Genomic DNA, 13,935 nt, shown 5'->3' with positions numbered 1-13,935 from the left:
CTCAGTCGTCCGCCTCGGCGCGGTGCCGCGCATCGGCGACCGCGTCATCGGCCGCCTTCCGCACCTCGTCCGCGGTGGTCTGCGCGCTGCGCTCGATGTCGGCAGCGCTCGCACGCCCCGCCCGAACGGCCGAGTCGAGCTTCTGCCCGGGCGTGCCGGACTTCGTGGCGGCCTTCGTGATCTTGACCGCGCCGTCCCACAGAGCGCTGGGAAGGGCGAACGCGGCGGTCTTGCCGAGCTCCTTCGCCTTGTCGACCTGCTTCTGCACGGGATCGGTGTTCCACACCTTCAGGAAGCCCGTCTTGATCTGCTCGTACCGCTCGCGCCCCGCCCGAGAGCCGAGGACGTATCCGGCGGCGAGCCCTACGACGATCCCGATCTTGCCCCTCATGGCGTCTCCTCGTGTTCGACCCGTGTGTGCGATCCGGCGATGCTGCGTCCCCACCAGGGTAGACCCATATTCCGATCAGGGCATCCGACCGTCGACGGGCTGTCGGTCGAGCAGCCGCTGTGCTAGGCCGACCCGAACAGCACGCCGCGGCGCATCCTGTCGACCTCCGCGGCGGTGTCGGCGGCGACGGCCGCGATCCCCCCACCGGAGAGCCACGCGCCCACGGCGACGAGCCCCGCGCGACGGGCGATCTCGGCCCGGGCCTCGTCGCGACGGGCGGCGTGCCCGAGCACGGAGGCCGGAGCGTCCAGCCGCACCCGGCGCCGCACCGCCGCGCGCACCGACCCCAACGCCGACGCACCCAGAAGGGCGACCGCGGCGTCGTGGGCGATCGCCGCGGTCACGTCGTCCGGCGGCGCGTCGGCGCCGTCGACCACCAGGGCGACGCGCAGCACCCGTCGGGCAGCGCCGGCCGCCTCGGCGACGGAGGGCCACATCGCCGCCGCATCGGTGAGCAGGGCCGCCGGGGAGGATCCGGGGAGGGGCGCCACGATCGCCGGCTGCGACCCGGTGGCGGACCCGGGCGCCGCATCGGTCACCAGCGTGACGACGTCGCGCATCGTGGGCGCGGACGGTGCGATGCGCACGCCCGCCTCGCCGGTCAGGGCGCGTGTCGCGTCCGCACCGCATGCGAGCACGACGACGTCGGCCGAGAAGGTGCGGATGTCCTCGTCTCGGTCCTCGTCGACGGGATCGGAGGCGACGGACAGGTCCCACCCCGCGCCGGACGGGTGCAGGGCGGTGACGGACACCCCCGTGCGGAGCTCGACCCCTCGGTCGCGCAGGAGATCCGCGAGCGCCGGCACGAGCGTCCCGAGTCCTCCGCGCAGGGTGCCGCGCCGCGCCCCGTCCGCCTCGGGAAGCAGCTGAGCGACCGCTCCCGACAGGGACCCGGCCCGGGTGAGCGCGGCGTTCAATCCGGGGACGGCGAGATCGGCGTCGACGACGTCGGGATCGACACCGTACAGGCCCGTGGACAGCGGGGCGACGAGGCGGTCACGCACGCGCTCCCCCATCCGCGTCCGGACGAGCGCACCGAGACTGTGCTGCCGCCCGATCGTCAGCGGAGGACGGAGGCGGTCGAGGTAGGCGCGCCACACCCCTCGCCAGCCGACGAGCCTGCGCACCGGGACGTCCCACGTGTTCGCGGGGATGCCGGCGAGATTCGGCGGCAGCGTCGTCAGCCGGCTCCCGCCCGCCGTGGCGACCGCGACCGTCTCGGCCGCCGCCGGCTCGATCCGGTCGGACAGGCCGACCTCGTCGATGAGGGCCCGCAGCGTCGCGGAGCCCAGCGGGAAGGCATCAGCGACGGGGTCGAGCGCGATGCCGTCGAGCGTGTCCGTCTCGAGCGTCCCGCCGAGGCGCCCGGCGGCCTCGAACAGCGTCACGGGCATCCCGACGCGTGCGCACTCCCACGCGGCGACGAGGCCGGCGACCCCTCCCCCGACGACGGCGACTCGGGTCCGCTGCGCGCGGGAGATCAGATCGAGCGAGGGGGCGTCGGACACGTGACAATCCTCCCACCGTCGGGCGTGCGGCCGTCGTCCCGGCGCCCGCAACGCCCGAGACCTAGAGTTGTGGCGTGCGACTGACCTACTTCGGCGGCCCGGCGTGGGATGCCGGGCCCCTGCCGGTGCGCGGGCGCGGGCAGGAGACCCTTCTGTTCCGCCTCGCACTGGACGCGGGGACGGTCGTCTCCGCCCGCGCGCTCAGTGAGGACATCTGGCCGATCGACGCGCCGGCCGACCCGCGGGCCGCGCTCCAGTCCCTGGTCTCGCGCGTGCGACGCGCGCTCGGGCCCGACATGCTCGAGGCGGTCTCGGGAGGCTACCGCCTCGCCCTCTCTCGCGAGGACGTCGACCTCACGCGGTTCGCCGATCTCGTCGCTGAGGCTCGCCGCCGGGAATCGGCGGAGCCCGCCCGGGAGGCGCTGCGCCTGTGGACGGGCGACCCCTGGATCCCGGAGGGATTCGATTGGGCGCTGCGCGACCTGCTCGAAGACCGCGCCCACGCACGCCGTCTCGTCGCCGGAGCCGGCCGGACGGCCGCTCTCACCGACCTCGGACCGTCGGCCTCCGGTGTCGCCGCGCCCGAGGCGGCCCCGACAGCGGGCACGATCCCCGCACCCCTCACGGCCCTCGTCGGCCGCGCCGACGAACTCGCCGCGGTCGCCGCGCAGCTCGGCGCGGACCGGCTCGTGACGCTCCTCGGGCCGGGTGGCGCGGGGAAGACCACGCTGGCGCTCGAGATCGCGCGTCGGGCACAGGACGCCCTGTTCGTCGAGCTGGCCCCCGCGGCGGCCACCGAGATCTGGGCGGTCGTCGCCGGCGCGGCCGGACGCGGCATCCGCCTCGGCGACACCGCGCCCCGCCCGCAGGAGACCGACCGCGACCGCGTCCTGGAGGCGCTCCGCGGCCGGTCCGTGCTCCTGGTCCTCGACAACTGCGAGCACGTCAGCGCAGAGGCCGCCGCGGTCGCGATCGAGATGCTGACGGCGCTGCCGGGAGTGCGCATCCTCGCGACGAGCCGCGAACCGCTGGGCGTGCCCGGCGAGGCCTTCGTCGACCTCGGCCCGCTGCCCACGGCGGATGCCGTCGAACTCTTCTCCCGACGCGTCCGCTCCGCCCGGGGCTCCGCCCCCTCCCTCGACGACGGGCCGACCGTCGAGCGGATCGTCCGCCGCCTCGACGGCCTCCCCCTCGCTCTCGAGCTCGCCGCGGCGAAGGCACGCACCCTCACCCTCGCCGAGATCGACGCCGGCCTCGACGATCGCTTCGCCCTGCTCGGCGCGGGCCCGCGCGCCGCCGATCCGCGCCATCAGACCCTGCGCGCGCTCATCGACTGGAGCTGGGAACCCCTGCCCACCGACGAGCGGATCGCGCTGCTGGCGGCATCCGTCTTCCCGGACGGCGTCGGGGCGGACGATGCGCACGCCGTCGGCGACGCCTTCGGCACGGAGGCCGACGCGTTCGACCGGCTCGTGGACCGATCGCTGCTCTCACGCGTCGACGGCCGATTCCGCATGCTCGAGACGGTCCGCGAGTACGGGATCGACCGCCTGCGCCGGGACGGCGGCGAGCACGGCGCCCGCGTCGCGGCAACCGAGGTCCTCGTCGAGCTCGCCACGCGGCAGGATGCGCGACTGCGCGGCCCGGAGGTGCGCGCCGCTCTCGCCTGGTTCGACGCGAACGACGAATCCCTCACGGCCGCCCTCCGGCTGACATGGTCCGACCCGGAGCTGCACGACGTCGGCGTCCGCCTCGCCCGCGCGACCGTCTGGCCGGCGTTCATGCGCGAGCGCTTCGCCGATCTGCGCACGTCCGTCGAATCCCTGGCCCGCACCGACGGCGTCCCCGGAAGCGAAGCGGCGGTCGTCGTCGATGCGCTCCTGCTCGCCCTCCCGGCGTTCACGGCGCCGCTCGACGACGACATCTCGCCCGAGGAGGTCGAGGCCTTCGTCCGGCGCGCGGCCGAGATCGCGGAGGGAGCGCGTCGGCATCCGTCCGATCTCTCCCTCACGCTCGGTGCGCTCGTCCTGTCGGCGGCGCGCGCGCTGCAGGACGGCCGCGGGCGCCGGCTTCGGTCGTGGAACATCGTCGTCCGCGACGAGGAGCTCGTCGGCGCGCCACCGTGGACGATCGCCTTCCTCGCCGTGCTCCGGGCCGCGGCTGCGCAGAACAACGGCGACGTGACGACCCTCGGCGACGAGAGCGCACGCGCGCTCACTCTGTTCGAGGACCTGGGCGACCCGTGGGGCCTCGCACTCGCGAGCCAGATGCGGTCGGAATGGCTGATCCTGCAGGGGCGGGTCGAAGAGGCGCTGGCGATCTCCGACGGCGCGACCGCGGCCCTGGCGGGGATGACCTCCGCGTGGGACGTTATCCAGCAGCGCGCCCTCGCGCTCGGGATCCTCGTGCGGCTCGGTCGCATCGACGAGGCGCTCGCGCGGCTCGAGGAGGTGCGCCGCCTGGCCGAGACGGAGGGGTCGTCGCGGGCGATCTTCCAGTTCCATTCGACCGCCGCGACCCTCGCGATCGCCGCGGGAGACGCGCAGGCGGCGCTGGACCACCTGGACAGCGTGCCGCTGATGGACCTCGGCGGCCCCCAGGCGCAGCTCCACGCGTGGGCCGCCTCGCGCCGTGCGCAGGCTCTGCTGGCGCTCGGCCGGCCGGTCGAGGCCCGGGACAGCCTGCGGGCAGCGCTGCCGCTCGCCTACGCGTCGGGCGACCATCCGATCATCGCCGACCTCGTCGCGGTGATCGCGCTCTGGCTCATCGATGCGGGCCGCACCGACACGGCGGCCCGCGCGTTCGCGGCATCCGTGCGCCTGCGCGGCGGCGCCGACGAGACCGACCCGCTGTTCGTCCGGCTGCGCGGCACGCTCGGGGCGCCCGACCCCGCCCTGCCCCTGCGCGGGGATCGCCGCCTCCCGGACGCGCCCCTCACGCACGACGACGACGAGGATCCGGAGATCCTCGCCGCCTTCCTGGACTGATCCGTCGTCACGCCTTGCGCATGTACGCGCGCACCGTCAGAGGTGCGAAGACCAGCACGATCACCGCCGCGCCGAGCAGCGACAGCCAGAAGTCGCCGGCGATCGCTCCCTCGTTCGCGAGATCGCGCACGGCGGTCACGAGATGCGAGATCGGGTTGATGTTCGCGAACCACGCGAGCGGCGCGGGCAGCGAGTCGACCGGGACGTAGGCGTTCGAGAGGAACGTCAGGGGGAACAGGATCAGCATCGAGATACCCTGCACGCTCGACGCGGTGCGGGCGATGACGCCGAAGAACGCGAAGATCCAGCTGATCGCCCACGAGCAGGCGATGACCAGGAGCCCTGCCAGCGCGACGTTCCCGATCCCTCCGGCCGGGTGGTAGCCCATGAGGAAGCCGACCACGAAGGTGATCGTCGTCGCGATCGCGTAGCGCAGGGTGTCGGCGAGCAGCGCTCCGGACAGCGGCGCGATCCGGGCGATGGGCAGCGACCGGAAGCGGTCGAACACGCCCTTGTCCATGTCCTCGCGCAGCTGGGTGCCGGTGACGACGGAGGTCGTGATGACCGTCTGCACGAGGATGCCCGGGATGAGCGCCGGCAGGTAGTTCTGCACATCGCCGGCGATCGCGCCGCCGAAGATGTACGCGAACATCAGCGTGAAGATGATCGGCTGCACCGTCACGTCGACGAGCTGCTCGGGCGTGCGACGGATCTTGACGAGCCCGCGGTACGCCATCGTGAGCGTGTTCTCGACCGTCTGGCGCAGGCTCGTGTGGTTGGTGAGCCGGCGCTCGGAGGCCGGCGTGATGGCTGTCAGAGCGATGGCGCTCATGCGCGCACCTCCTCGGTGGGGGCGTCGACGGACGCGGAATCGGTGCCGGCGTCCGTCGGACGCCCGGTGATGGTCAGGAACACCTCGTCGAGGCTCGGCTTCTGCACGCTCATCTCGGTGAGGTGGATGCCGGCCGCGCGCAGGGTGATGAGGAGATCGGCGACGCGGTCGGGGTCGGTCATCGGCGCCGTGATGCGCGAGGCCTCGGGCGAGAGCGCGCCGCGCACGCCGAGCACCTGCTCGATGGCGCGGAGGGCGTCCTGCGTGTCGGCGCCGTCGGCCAGGCGCAGGATGAGCGACGAGGTGCCCACCGAGGCCTTGAGCTCGTCGGCGGTTCCCTCGGCGACCACCCGGCCGTGGTCGATGACGGCGATGCGGTCGGCCAGCTGGTCGGCCTCGTCGAGGTACTGGGTGGTCAGCAGCACGGTCGAGCCGGTCGCGACGAGCTCGCGGATGGTGTCCCACATCTGGCCGCGCGTGCGCGGGTCGAGGCCCGTCGTCGGCTCGTCGAGGAAGATGAGCGGCGGCTGGGCGAGCAGGGAGGCCGCGAGGTCGAGGCGGCGGCGCATGCCTCCGGAGAACTTCTTGAGAGGGCGACGCGCGGCATCCGTCAGCGCGAAGCGCTCGAGCAGATCCGCGGACTTCGCCTTCGCCTCTGCCCGGGAGAGCCCGAGCAGGCGTCCGAAGATCATGAGGTTCTCGGTGGCCGAGAGCGTCTCGTCGACGGACGCGAACTGGCCGGTCACGCCGATGAGCTGGCGCACGACGTTCTGTTCGCGGGTGACGTCGTGGCCGAAGATCTCGGCCCGTCCGCCGTCGGGGCGCATCAGGGTGGCGAGCATGTTGATGGTGGTGGTCTTGCCCGCCCCGTTGGGGCCGAGCACACCGTAGACCGTGCCGGCCTCGACCCGCAGGTCGACGCCGTCCACGGCCCGGTTGTCGCCGAAGACCTTCACGAGGCCCTCGGCTCGCACCGCGAGGGTGGGCGTTGAGGAGGAGGAAGTGGTCATGGCTTCCACTCTGCGCGGCGGCGCTGTCACGGCTCCGTCACCACCGCCCCCGCCCTGTCACGCCGCTGTCACGCCGCCGTCACCGCCCCCGGCCGCACCGTCCGGGTGCCCGCCCCCGGGGCCCCGGGCCGTCCCGAGGCCGGTGGTGACGGGGGCGGCCGTGCCGACAGGCGGGGCGGCCGTGCCGAAAGCAGGCCAGACCGCCCACCTCTCCCCTCCCCGGCCCCGCCGCCACCGGTTCGGCCTGCTTTCGACACCGCCGGGGGCGGAAGGAGGGGGCCGGAGCCCGGACCGGGGCCCCGGCCGGGCCCCGGCGGGGCGGCCGTGCCGGAAGCAGGCCAGACCGACCGCCTCACCCCTCCCCGGCCCCGCCGCCACCGGTCCGGCCTGCTTTCGACACGGGTCCCCGGGCCTGCCGTCGACACCCGGCCACCCGTTCCCACCCGTCCCCCACGCGCCGCGGGCGGCCGGGTGGGACGATGGACCCATGACGCTGCACATCACGGACGACGCCGACGCCGACGCCCTGCTCTCGGAGAACCCGCTCGCGCTGCTGATCGGGATGCTGCTCGATCAGCAAATCGCGATGGAGACGGCGTTCACGGGCCCGCTCAAGATCCAGGAGCGCATCGGCTCGGTGGATGCCGCCACGCTCGCCGCGTACGGGCCGGACGCGCTCGTCGCGGTCTTCCAGCGGTCGCCCGCGGTGCACCGCTACCCCGGTTCGATGGCCGGTCGGGTGCAGGCCCTGTGCCAGGCGCTCGAGAAGGACTGGGGCGGCGACGCCGCAGCGCTGTGGACCGAGGGCGACCCCGACGGTCCGACGGTGCTGAAGCGACTGAAGGCTCTGCCCGGATTCGGCGATCAGAAGGCGAGGATCTTCCTCGCCCTCCTCGGCAAGCAGTGCGGGTTCACCGGCGCGGGATGGCGCGAGGCGTCGTCCCCCTACGGCGAGGACGGGTCGTACCGTTCCGTCGCCGACATCGTCTCGCCGGAGTCGCTCGCGAAGGTCCGCGAGCACAAGAAGGCCGCCAAGGCCGCCGCGAAGGCCTCGACCACGGCCTGAGGACGGGTGGCCTGAGGCCGCGCCCGCCTGAGGCCGTGCCGGCCCGAGGCCGGGTCCCGCCGGGCTCAGGCCTCCACGAAGAGGTAGCCGCGCTCGTCGTCGAAGCCGCCGATGACGAGTCCGCGCCCGTAGTTGCGGAGCATCTCGTCGCGCACGCGGAGACGCCAGGACGCCGCCTGCGCGGGGTCGCTCCGCCGCATCTGCTCGATGTCGTCCGGGATCTGCACGGCGTCGACCACGTCGGCGTCCGCCGGCTCCCGGACCGGAGCGGATGCCAGCGCCCACGCGACCAGCAGCCGGTCGCTGTCGACGCCCTGCCCGCTCTGGTCGAGTTCGGCGCCGTCGTAGCTCGAGCCGTACTGGTCGACGAGGTACTCGACGAAGCGCACGCCGATCGTCTTGGCGTTGAAGTGCGCGTTGCGCCGCACGAGGGGGTCGAACGTCCACGTCACCGTGCCGATGTCGCGCGCGATCGCCCAGCGCCGCTGCTGCTGCTTGAGCAGGCGGCCGAACCCGCGCCGCTGATACTCGGGGAGGACGCCGGTGATGTGGGAGTGCATCGCGTGCTGCTCCGGTGGGGAGAAGAACGCCACGGACGCCCCGACGATGCGGTCCCCGTCGTACAGGCCCACGACGTAATTGCCCGAGTACTGCAGGGCGCGCATCAACGGGGCGGGCATGGGGTCACGCCCGCCCCAGATGTCCACGATCACGCGGTGGGCGGCGAAGATCTCGTCGAGGGTGTCGAGATCGCGGATGCTGAGGTCGGAGTCGGATGCGCCGGATGCCATGACCTCACGCTAGCCGCGCCCGGCCCGGACTGCGCCGAGCCGCTCCGCGAGGCACCCGACGAGGGGCGGGCGAGGGCTCCGTCAGCTCCTCGTCGTGGCCTCGACCGTCGCGTCCACGAGCAGCGGCACGAGGACGTCGAGACCGCGCGGGTCGACGGACGGATCCCACGCGGACAGGTTGATCGCGAGCACCTCGAAGCGCGCGGCGATCTCGCGGAAGGCCTCGGCCACCTGCGCGATGGTCAGGCCGCCGTCGGCCACGTGCGTGCTGGAGCGGAACTCGGAGGGGTCGATCACGTCGGGGTCGAGGTGCACGTACACGGCGTCGGCCCGCGTGGCGAGGTCGTCGAGCGCCTCGGTCAGGGCGACGTGGTACCCCTGTGCGGCGATCGCGGGCGGGTCGACGAGGCGCCCGAGCGCCCCCGGCGAGCCGTCGGCGGGCAGGCGTCCGCCCGGGGAGTGCATCTCGTGGTTGCCGACCGTGATGATCCGCTCTTCCGGGATGACCTCGAAGCCGGGGATCTGCGCCCGCCACAGCGGCCAGCACAGTCCCGCGATCGTCGTCACGGGCATCCCCTCGATGAAGCCGCTCGCCGAGGTGTCGGGCGTCTGGGCGTCGCCGTGCGCGTCGAGCCAGATCATGCCGACGCGCTTGCCGCTGCCGCCGATCCCGCCGACCGAGCCGAGCGCCGACGAGCAGGTGCCGCCCGCGATGAGCGGGAACCGACCCCGGGCCCGGGCATCGGCGACGCGGCGCGCGAGGTGCATGTTCTGCACGAGCACGCGCGACATCTGGTCGCCGCGCGGGAGCACCCGGAAGTCGCCGCCGTTGTCCTCGTCGGTGGCGTCGTCCGCGTCTTCGATGAGCTCGGTCTCGACGTCGGCGAAGTGGGCGCCGAGCGCCGCGGGCAGTGCGGCCGGATCGAGGAGCCGCTCCGGGCCCGCGGCCATCTGGTAGTAGACGCCGGGCGCGCGCGTGCCCATCAGGTAGGGCAGTCCGATCACGGAGATCGGGGTGGCGTTCTGGGTCTCGGGCATCAGGCGTCCTTCGTGTCGGTCGTGTCGGTCGTGTCGGTCGTGAATCCGGCCCCGCGCGGGAGGAACGCCCCCGGCAGCGGGAGGAGGCTGTCGGTGGGATGCCGGAGCACCTGGTCCATGGATGCGGGGATGTCGACGGGCAGCGTCCCGCGCGCGGGGACCCGTCCGAACAGGACGTCGAGGTAGGCCGCATCCGAGCACCCGAACGTCACCGTGAGGGTGTCGACGAACGGGGCGAGCTGCCCGAGCAGGGCGGGGCGGTCGAGGAAGACGTCGGCGACGACGGGGGCATGCGCGGCGTACGCGCGCAGCCGGTCGATCGTCTCGTCCGGGAACGCGAGGGATCCGGCGTGGAACCCGCGCTCGAAGAAGTAGTGGTCCCGCGGCTCCCAGGGCGCATCCGTGCGCCAGAGCACCGCGTCGGCGTCGGCGGGGTCGCCGACGACGCGGGCGTAGCCGCCCGCGACCTCCGCGTCGACCCCGACGAGGAACACCGCGCACCCCTCGGGGAGCGGCACGAAGCCCCGCGCGGCATCGCCGACGGCGGCGACCACCACGGAGTCGGACTGCGCCCGGCGCCCGGCGGCGCGTGCCTCGGGGGTGCCGACGCGCTCGGCCACCCGGGACTCGTCGACCCAGGGGTCGTCGAAGAGCCCGAGATCGAGCTTGACGCCGATCAGCCGCGCGGCCGACTCGTCGATCCGTTCCTCGGAGACGAGTCCCCGGTCGACGAGGGCGAGCAGCGTCGCCGTCTCGTGCTCGCCGCCGAACTGGTCGACGCCTGCGTCGAGGGCCTTGCGCATCCGCTCCTCGACGCTCAGCGCCTCCACACCCCACGCGCGGGCGGGGAGCACCCGATCGCCCACGACGTCGTCGGTGAGCAGACCCCAGTCCGTCACCACGACGCCGTCGAAGCCGAGCTCGTCGCGCAGCACACCCCGGATCATCTGCCGGTTGAAGCCGAAGCCCACCTGCTCGATCGGCTCGCCCCCGCGGACGAGACCCACGGGCATGCCGTAGTAGGGCATCATGGCGGCCGCACCGCAGGCGATCGCCCGGCGGAAGGGCTCCAGATGCTCCTCGAACGCCTCGGCGGGATAGTCCTGCTCCCGACCGTACGGGAAGTGCGGATCCTCTCCCCCGCGCTGCGGACCGCCCCCGGGGAAGTGCTTGACGGTGCACGCGACACCGACGGCGTCGCCGTCGCGTCGCTGCAGCTCCTCCAGCGACGCGGCGAGGAACGAGTCCACGCGGTCGCGGTCGACGCCCCAGGTCTGCACCTGACGGCCCCAGCGCGGCTCGGTCGGCAGGTCGATCTGCGGATGCAGGGCCGCGCGGATGCCGACGGCGCGGTACTCCTCGCGCACGGTCGCGGCGAAGTCCCGGACGGTCGCGACGTCGCCGATCGCGGCGAAACCGAGCGACTCGGGCCACTCCGAGAACCCGTCCGCCGCGAAGGCGACGCCGGGCGTCCGCCGGAACGAGTGGCGCGGATCCGTCGAGACCGTCACGGGCACCCGCCCCTCCGCGAGCGCGACGCGCTGCAGGGCGTTGACCCAGGCGGCGATGTCGGCCGGGGAGGCGGCGCTCGCCACGTTGACGTGCGTGATGCGGCGATCGCGGATGAGGGCGCTCGTGCCGACGTCGAGGAACGCCGAGGGCTCCTCGACGAGGGCTCCGCCGGGGCCGACCTCGACGGCGACCTGGAACATCAGCCCCACCTTGTCGGCGAGCGTCAGTTGCGCCAGGATCCCGGCGATGCGGCGGTCGCGATCCGTCCGCCCGCCGCTCACGATGCCCCCGCTCCGGCCCGGAACGCCGAGATGTCGAGCGTGTCGGCCAGCAGCTGCGCGGTGTAGGCGCTCTGCGGGTCGTCCAGGACCGCCGCCGTGCGTCGGTCCTCGACGATGCGCCCGCGCTCGAGCACCGCGACGCGGTCGGCGATCTGCGCGACGACGGCGAGGTTGTGCGTGACGAAGAGCATGCTCAGCCCGTCCTCCCGCAGCTCCTCGAGCAGCTCGAGCACGGAGGCCTGCACCGACACGTCGAGCGCGGAGGTCACCTCGTCGCAGATGAGCAGGTCGGGCCGGGCGGCGAGCGCCCGCGCGATCGCGACGCGCTGTCGCTGTCCGCCGGACAGCTCGGACGGGTACCGATCCTTCAGCTCGGGAGCGAGCCGGACGCGCTCCAGCGACGTGACGACCGCCTCCTCGACGGCGCCGCGCGACCGATCTCCCGAGCCGAAGAACTGCAGCGGCAGCGCGACGGACTCGCCGATCGTGCGCCTCGGGTGCAGCGACGCGAACGGGTTCTGGAAGATGTACTGCACACGGCGGCGCTGCTCGCGGTCGCGGCGTCGTGCGAGCGGGGCGAGGGCCTTCCCATCGAAGACGATCTCGCCGCGGTCGGCGCGCTGGAGCCCGATGATCGTCCGGGACAGGGTGCTCTTGCCGCTTCCCGACTCGCCGACGACGGCGAGGCACTCCCCGCGATCGATCGAGAACGACACGTCCTGGATGACCCGGTGGTCGCCGTACGAGCACGACAGCCCCCGCACGTCCAGCACGGGACGGTCCTCGCCCGCCTCCTCGCGCGCCGCCGGCCGGTCCTCGAGCGAGGGGACGGCCGCGACGAGACTGCGGGTGTAGGCGTGCGCGGGGCGGCGCAGCACCTGATCGATCGGGCCCTGCTCGACCATCTTCCCGTCGCGCATGACGGCGACGGACTGGGCGACGTGACCGATCACGCCGAGGTCGTGCGAGATGTAGATCGCCGCCATCCGGTGCGACGTCGTGAGCCGCCGGACGAGGTCGAGCACCTTCAGCTGCGTGGTCACGTCGAGACCGGTCGTCGGCTCGTCGAGCACGAGCAGCCGCGGTTCCGAGACGATCGCCATCGCGATCGCGACACGCTGCTGCTGGCCTCCCGAGAGCGCGGCGGGCTTGCGCGCGAGGAACGCGTCGTCGCTCGGCAGGCCGACCTCGTCGAGCACCTCCGCGATCCGGCTCGTGGGCTGACCCGGAGCGACGGACTCCTCCAGCTGGCGGCGCAGTGTCAGCGCCGGGTTGAGGGCCGTGCCGGGGTCCTGCGGCACGTACGAGACGAGGGTGCGCCGCGCCTCGCGCAGCTTCGCGTCGCGCAGGGCGAGCATGTCGACGCCGTGGATGGCGACGTGGCCCGCGGTGACGCGGGCGCCGGCGCGGGCATAGGCCAGGAGCGCGAGGGCGAGGGTGCTCTTGCCCGAGCCGGACTCGCCGACGACGCCGAGGACGCTCCCCGGCTCGAGATCGATCGACACGTCGTCGACGATCGGACGGCCGGTGGCCGTCACCTGGACCGTGAGGCCCCGGACGCTGACCGCGCTCATCGGGTCGCCTCCGCATCGGTACGGCCCATCACGCGGGCGACGCCCTCGGCGAAGAGGTTGCCGCCGACCGTGAAGAGGGCGATGCCGACGATCGGCACGATGACCGTCAGCGGCTGGACGCTCAGGCCGTTGCGGTTCTCGTTGACCATCAGCCCCCAGTCCGCCGCCGGAGGCTGCACGCCGTAGCCGAGGAAGCTCAGCGAGGCGAGCGCGCCGACCGACCACATGAGCCGGAGCCCGAACTCGACCATGAGGGGCGAGGCGACGTTGGGGAACACGTCGCCGAAGATGATGCGACGGGCGGGCAGCCCGATGGACTGACTCCACCGCACGAAGTCGCGGTTGACCACCGGCAGCGCGGCTCCGCGCATGACGCGGGCGACGCTCGCGACGTGCGCCGTGGCGACCAGGGCGACCAGGAGCGCTTCGCTCGAGCCGAGCATCGAGACCACGAGCAGGGCGAGGACCACCGCGGGGAAGGCCAGCAGGACGTCGGCGATCCGCATCAGGACGGTGTCCACGACGCCGCCCGCGTAGGCCGCGGTGACGCCGAGGATCGCCCCGACCGCGGTGCCGATGACGGCGGCGAGGAGGGACATCACGATGAGGCTGCGCCCACCGAACAGGACGCGGGAGAGCACGTCGCGCCCCAGGTTGTCCGTGCCCAGCCAGGCTTCGCCGGAGGGCGCCGCGTACGGGCTCCCCAGGATCTCGCTGACGCCGTGCGGGGCGACGAACGGGCCGATCAGGGCGACCGCCGCGACGGCGATCATCATGATCAGTCCGCCGCGCACGGCGCGGGAGGTCAGGATGCGGCGCACGAGCCCGAAGGATGTCCTCGCGGGCGGCGCGAGCGGCACGGAATGCACGGATGCGGTTGTCATG

Annotated in this window: 11 protein-coding genes; 2 read left to right on the top strand and 9 right to left on the bottom strand. The window is 73.5% G+C overall.

Annotated features, from left to right (window positions below):
* Position 1: 1 nt before the first annotated feature.
* A complete protein-coding gene (locus tag WFI00_RS03505; protein ID WP_336630599.1) occupies positions 2-391 on the bottom strand; it encodes a hypothetical protein in 390 nt (129 codons plus the stop codon).
* Between the two features lie 122 nt (positions 392-513).
* Complete coding sequence (locus WFI00_RS03500) at positions 514-2,127, bottom strand: protoporphyrinogen/coproporphyrinogen oxidase (protein WP_336630598.1); 1,614 nt, start codon at positions 2,125-2,127, stop codon at positions 514-516.
* Between WFI00_RS03500 and WFI00_RS03495 the strand changes: the two genes are divergently transcribed.
* Positions 2,034-4,946 (top strand): ATP-binding protein, encoded by a 2,913-nt coding sequence (locus WFI00_RS03495; protein ID WP_336642273.1) that lies wholly within the window; start codon positions 2,034-2,036, stop codon positions 4,944-4,946. The genes WFI00_RS03500 and WFI00_RS03495 overlap by 94 nt on opposite strands.
* Before the next feature lie 7 nt (positions 4,947-4,953).
* Here the strand turns inward: WFI00_RS03495 and WFI00_RS03490 are convergent, their stop codons facing one another.
* Positions 4,954-5,778 carry an ABC transporter permease gene (locus WFI00_RS03490; RefSeq protein WP_336630596.1) on the bottom strand — a complete coding sequence of 275 codons (825 nt, stop codon included), beginning with the start codon at positions 5,776-5,778 and terminating at the stop codon, positions 4,954-4,956.
* A complete protein-coding gene (locus WFI00_RS03485; RefSeq protein ID WP_336630595.1) occupies positions 5,775-6,788 on the bottom strand; it encodes an ATP-binding cassette domain-containing protein in 1,014 nt (337 codons plus the stop codon). Before WFI00_RS03485 ends, WFI00_RS03490 begins: the two co-directional genes overlap by 4 nt.
* A 487-nt stretch (positions 6,789-7,275) precedes the next feature.
* Between WFI00_RS03485 and WFI00_RS03480 the strand changes: the two genes are divergently transcribed.
* On the top strand, positions 7,276-7,854 hold the full coding sequence (locus WFI00_RS03480; RefSeq protein ID WP_336630594.1) for an HhH-GPD-type base excision DNA repair protein: 579 nt from the start codon (positions 7,276-7,278) through the stop codon (positions 7,852-7,854).
* Positions 7,855-7,919: 65 nt separating this feature from the next.
* On the opposite strand, the gene WFI00_RS03475 is transcribed toward WFI00_RS03480, so the two are convergent.
* The 5 genes from WFI00_RS03475 to WFI00_RS03455 all read right to left on the bottom strand — a co-directional run bounded on the left by WFI00_RS03475 (position 7,920) and on the right by WFI00_RS03455 (position 13,934).
* Positions 7,920-8,645, bottom strand: a complete 726-nt coding sequence (locus WFI00_RS03475) for a GNAT family N-acetyltransferase (protein WP_336630593.1) — start codon at positions 8,643-8,645, stop codon at positions 7,920-7,922.
* Positions 8,646-8,726: 81 nt separating this feature from the next.
* Complete coding sequence (locus WFI00_RS03470) at positions 8,727-9,683, bottom strand: arginase family protein (protein WP_336630592.1); 957 nt, start codon at positions 9,681-9,683, stop codon at positions 8,727-8,729.
* A complete protein-coding gene (locus WFI00_RS03465; protein WP_336630591.1) occupies positions 9,683-11,476 on the bottom strand; it encodes a glycoside hydrolase family 3 protein in 1,794 nt (597 codons plus the stop codon). Before WFI00_RS03465 ends, WFI00_RS03470 begins: the two co-directional genes overlap by 1 nt.
* On the bottom strand, positions 11,473-13,050 hold the full coding sequence (locus WFI00_RS03460; protein ID WP_336630590.1) for an ABC transporter ATP-binding protein: 1,578 nt from the start codon (positions 13,048-13,050) through the stop codon (positions 11,473-11,475). The genes WFI00_RS03465 and WFI00_RS03460 overlap by 4 nt, the downstream gene beginning before the upstream one ends.
* The gene (locus WFI00_RS03455; RefSeq protein ID WP_336630589.1) at positions 13,047-13,934 is read right to left on the bottom strand and encodes an ABC transporter permease; all 888 of its coding nucleotides are present in this window, start codon (positions 13,932-13,934) and stop codon (positions 13,047-13,049) included. Before WFI00_RS03455 ends, WFI00_RS03460 begins: the two co-directional genes overlap by 4 nt.
* Position 13,935: the final 1 nt, after the last annotated feature.

This window comes from Microbacterium sp. MMO-56 (genome assembly GCF_037146215.1).
In the GTDB taxonomy this organism is placed as follows: Bacteria; Actinomycetota; Actinomycetes; order Actinomycetales; family Microbacteriaceae; genus Microbacterium.
Note: the sequence above shows the minus strand (reverse complement) of the source record. Positions and strands in the feature narration are given on the sequence as shown.

Excerpts from the sequence above, each read along its gene's own strand:
- WFI00_RS03505 (WP_336630599.1), bottom strand. The coding sequence starts at position 391 with ATGAGGGGCAAGATCGGGATCGTCGTAGGGCTCGCCGCCGGATACGTC.
- WFI00_RS03475 (WP_336630593.1), bottom strand. The coding sequence starts at position 8,645 with ATGGCATCCGGCGCATCCGACTCCGACCTCAGCATCCGCGATCTCGAC.
- WFI00_RS03470 (WP_336630592.1), bottom strand. The coding sequence starts at position 9,683 with ATGCCCGAGACCCAGAACGCCACCCCGATCTCCGTGATCGGACTGCCC.
- WFI00_RS03485 (WP_336630595.1), bottom strand. The coding sequence starts at position 6,788 with ATGACCACTTCCTCCTCCTCAACGCCCACCCTCGCGGTGCGAGCCGAG.
- WFI00_RS03490 (WP_336630596.1), bottom strand. The coding sequence starts at position 5,778 with ATGAGCGCCATCGCTCTGACAGCCATCACGCCGGCCTCCGAGCGCCGG.
- WFI00_RS03460 (WP_336630590.1), bottom strand. The coding sequence starts at position 13,050 with ATGAGCGCGGTCAGCGTCCGGGGCCTCACGGTCCAGGTGACGGCCACC.
- WFI00_RS03480 (WP_336630594.1), top strand. The coding sequence starts at position 7,276 with ATGACGCTGCACATCACGGACGACGCCGACGCCGACGCCCTGCTCTCG.
- WFI00_RS03455 (WP_336630589.1), bottom strand. The coding sequence starts at position 13,934 with ATGACAACCGCATCCGTGCATTCCGTGCCGCTCGCGCCGCCCGCGAGG.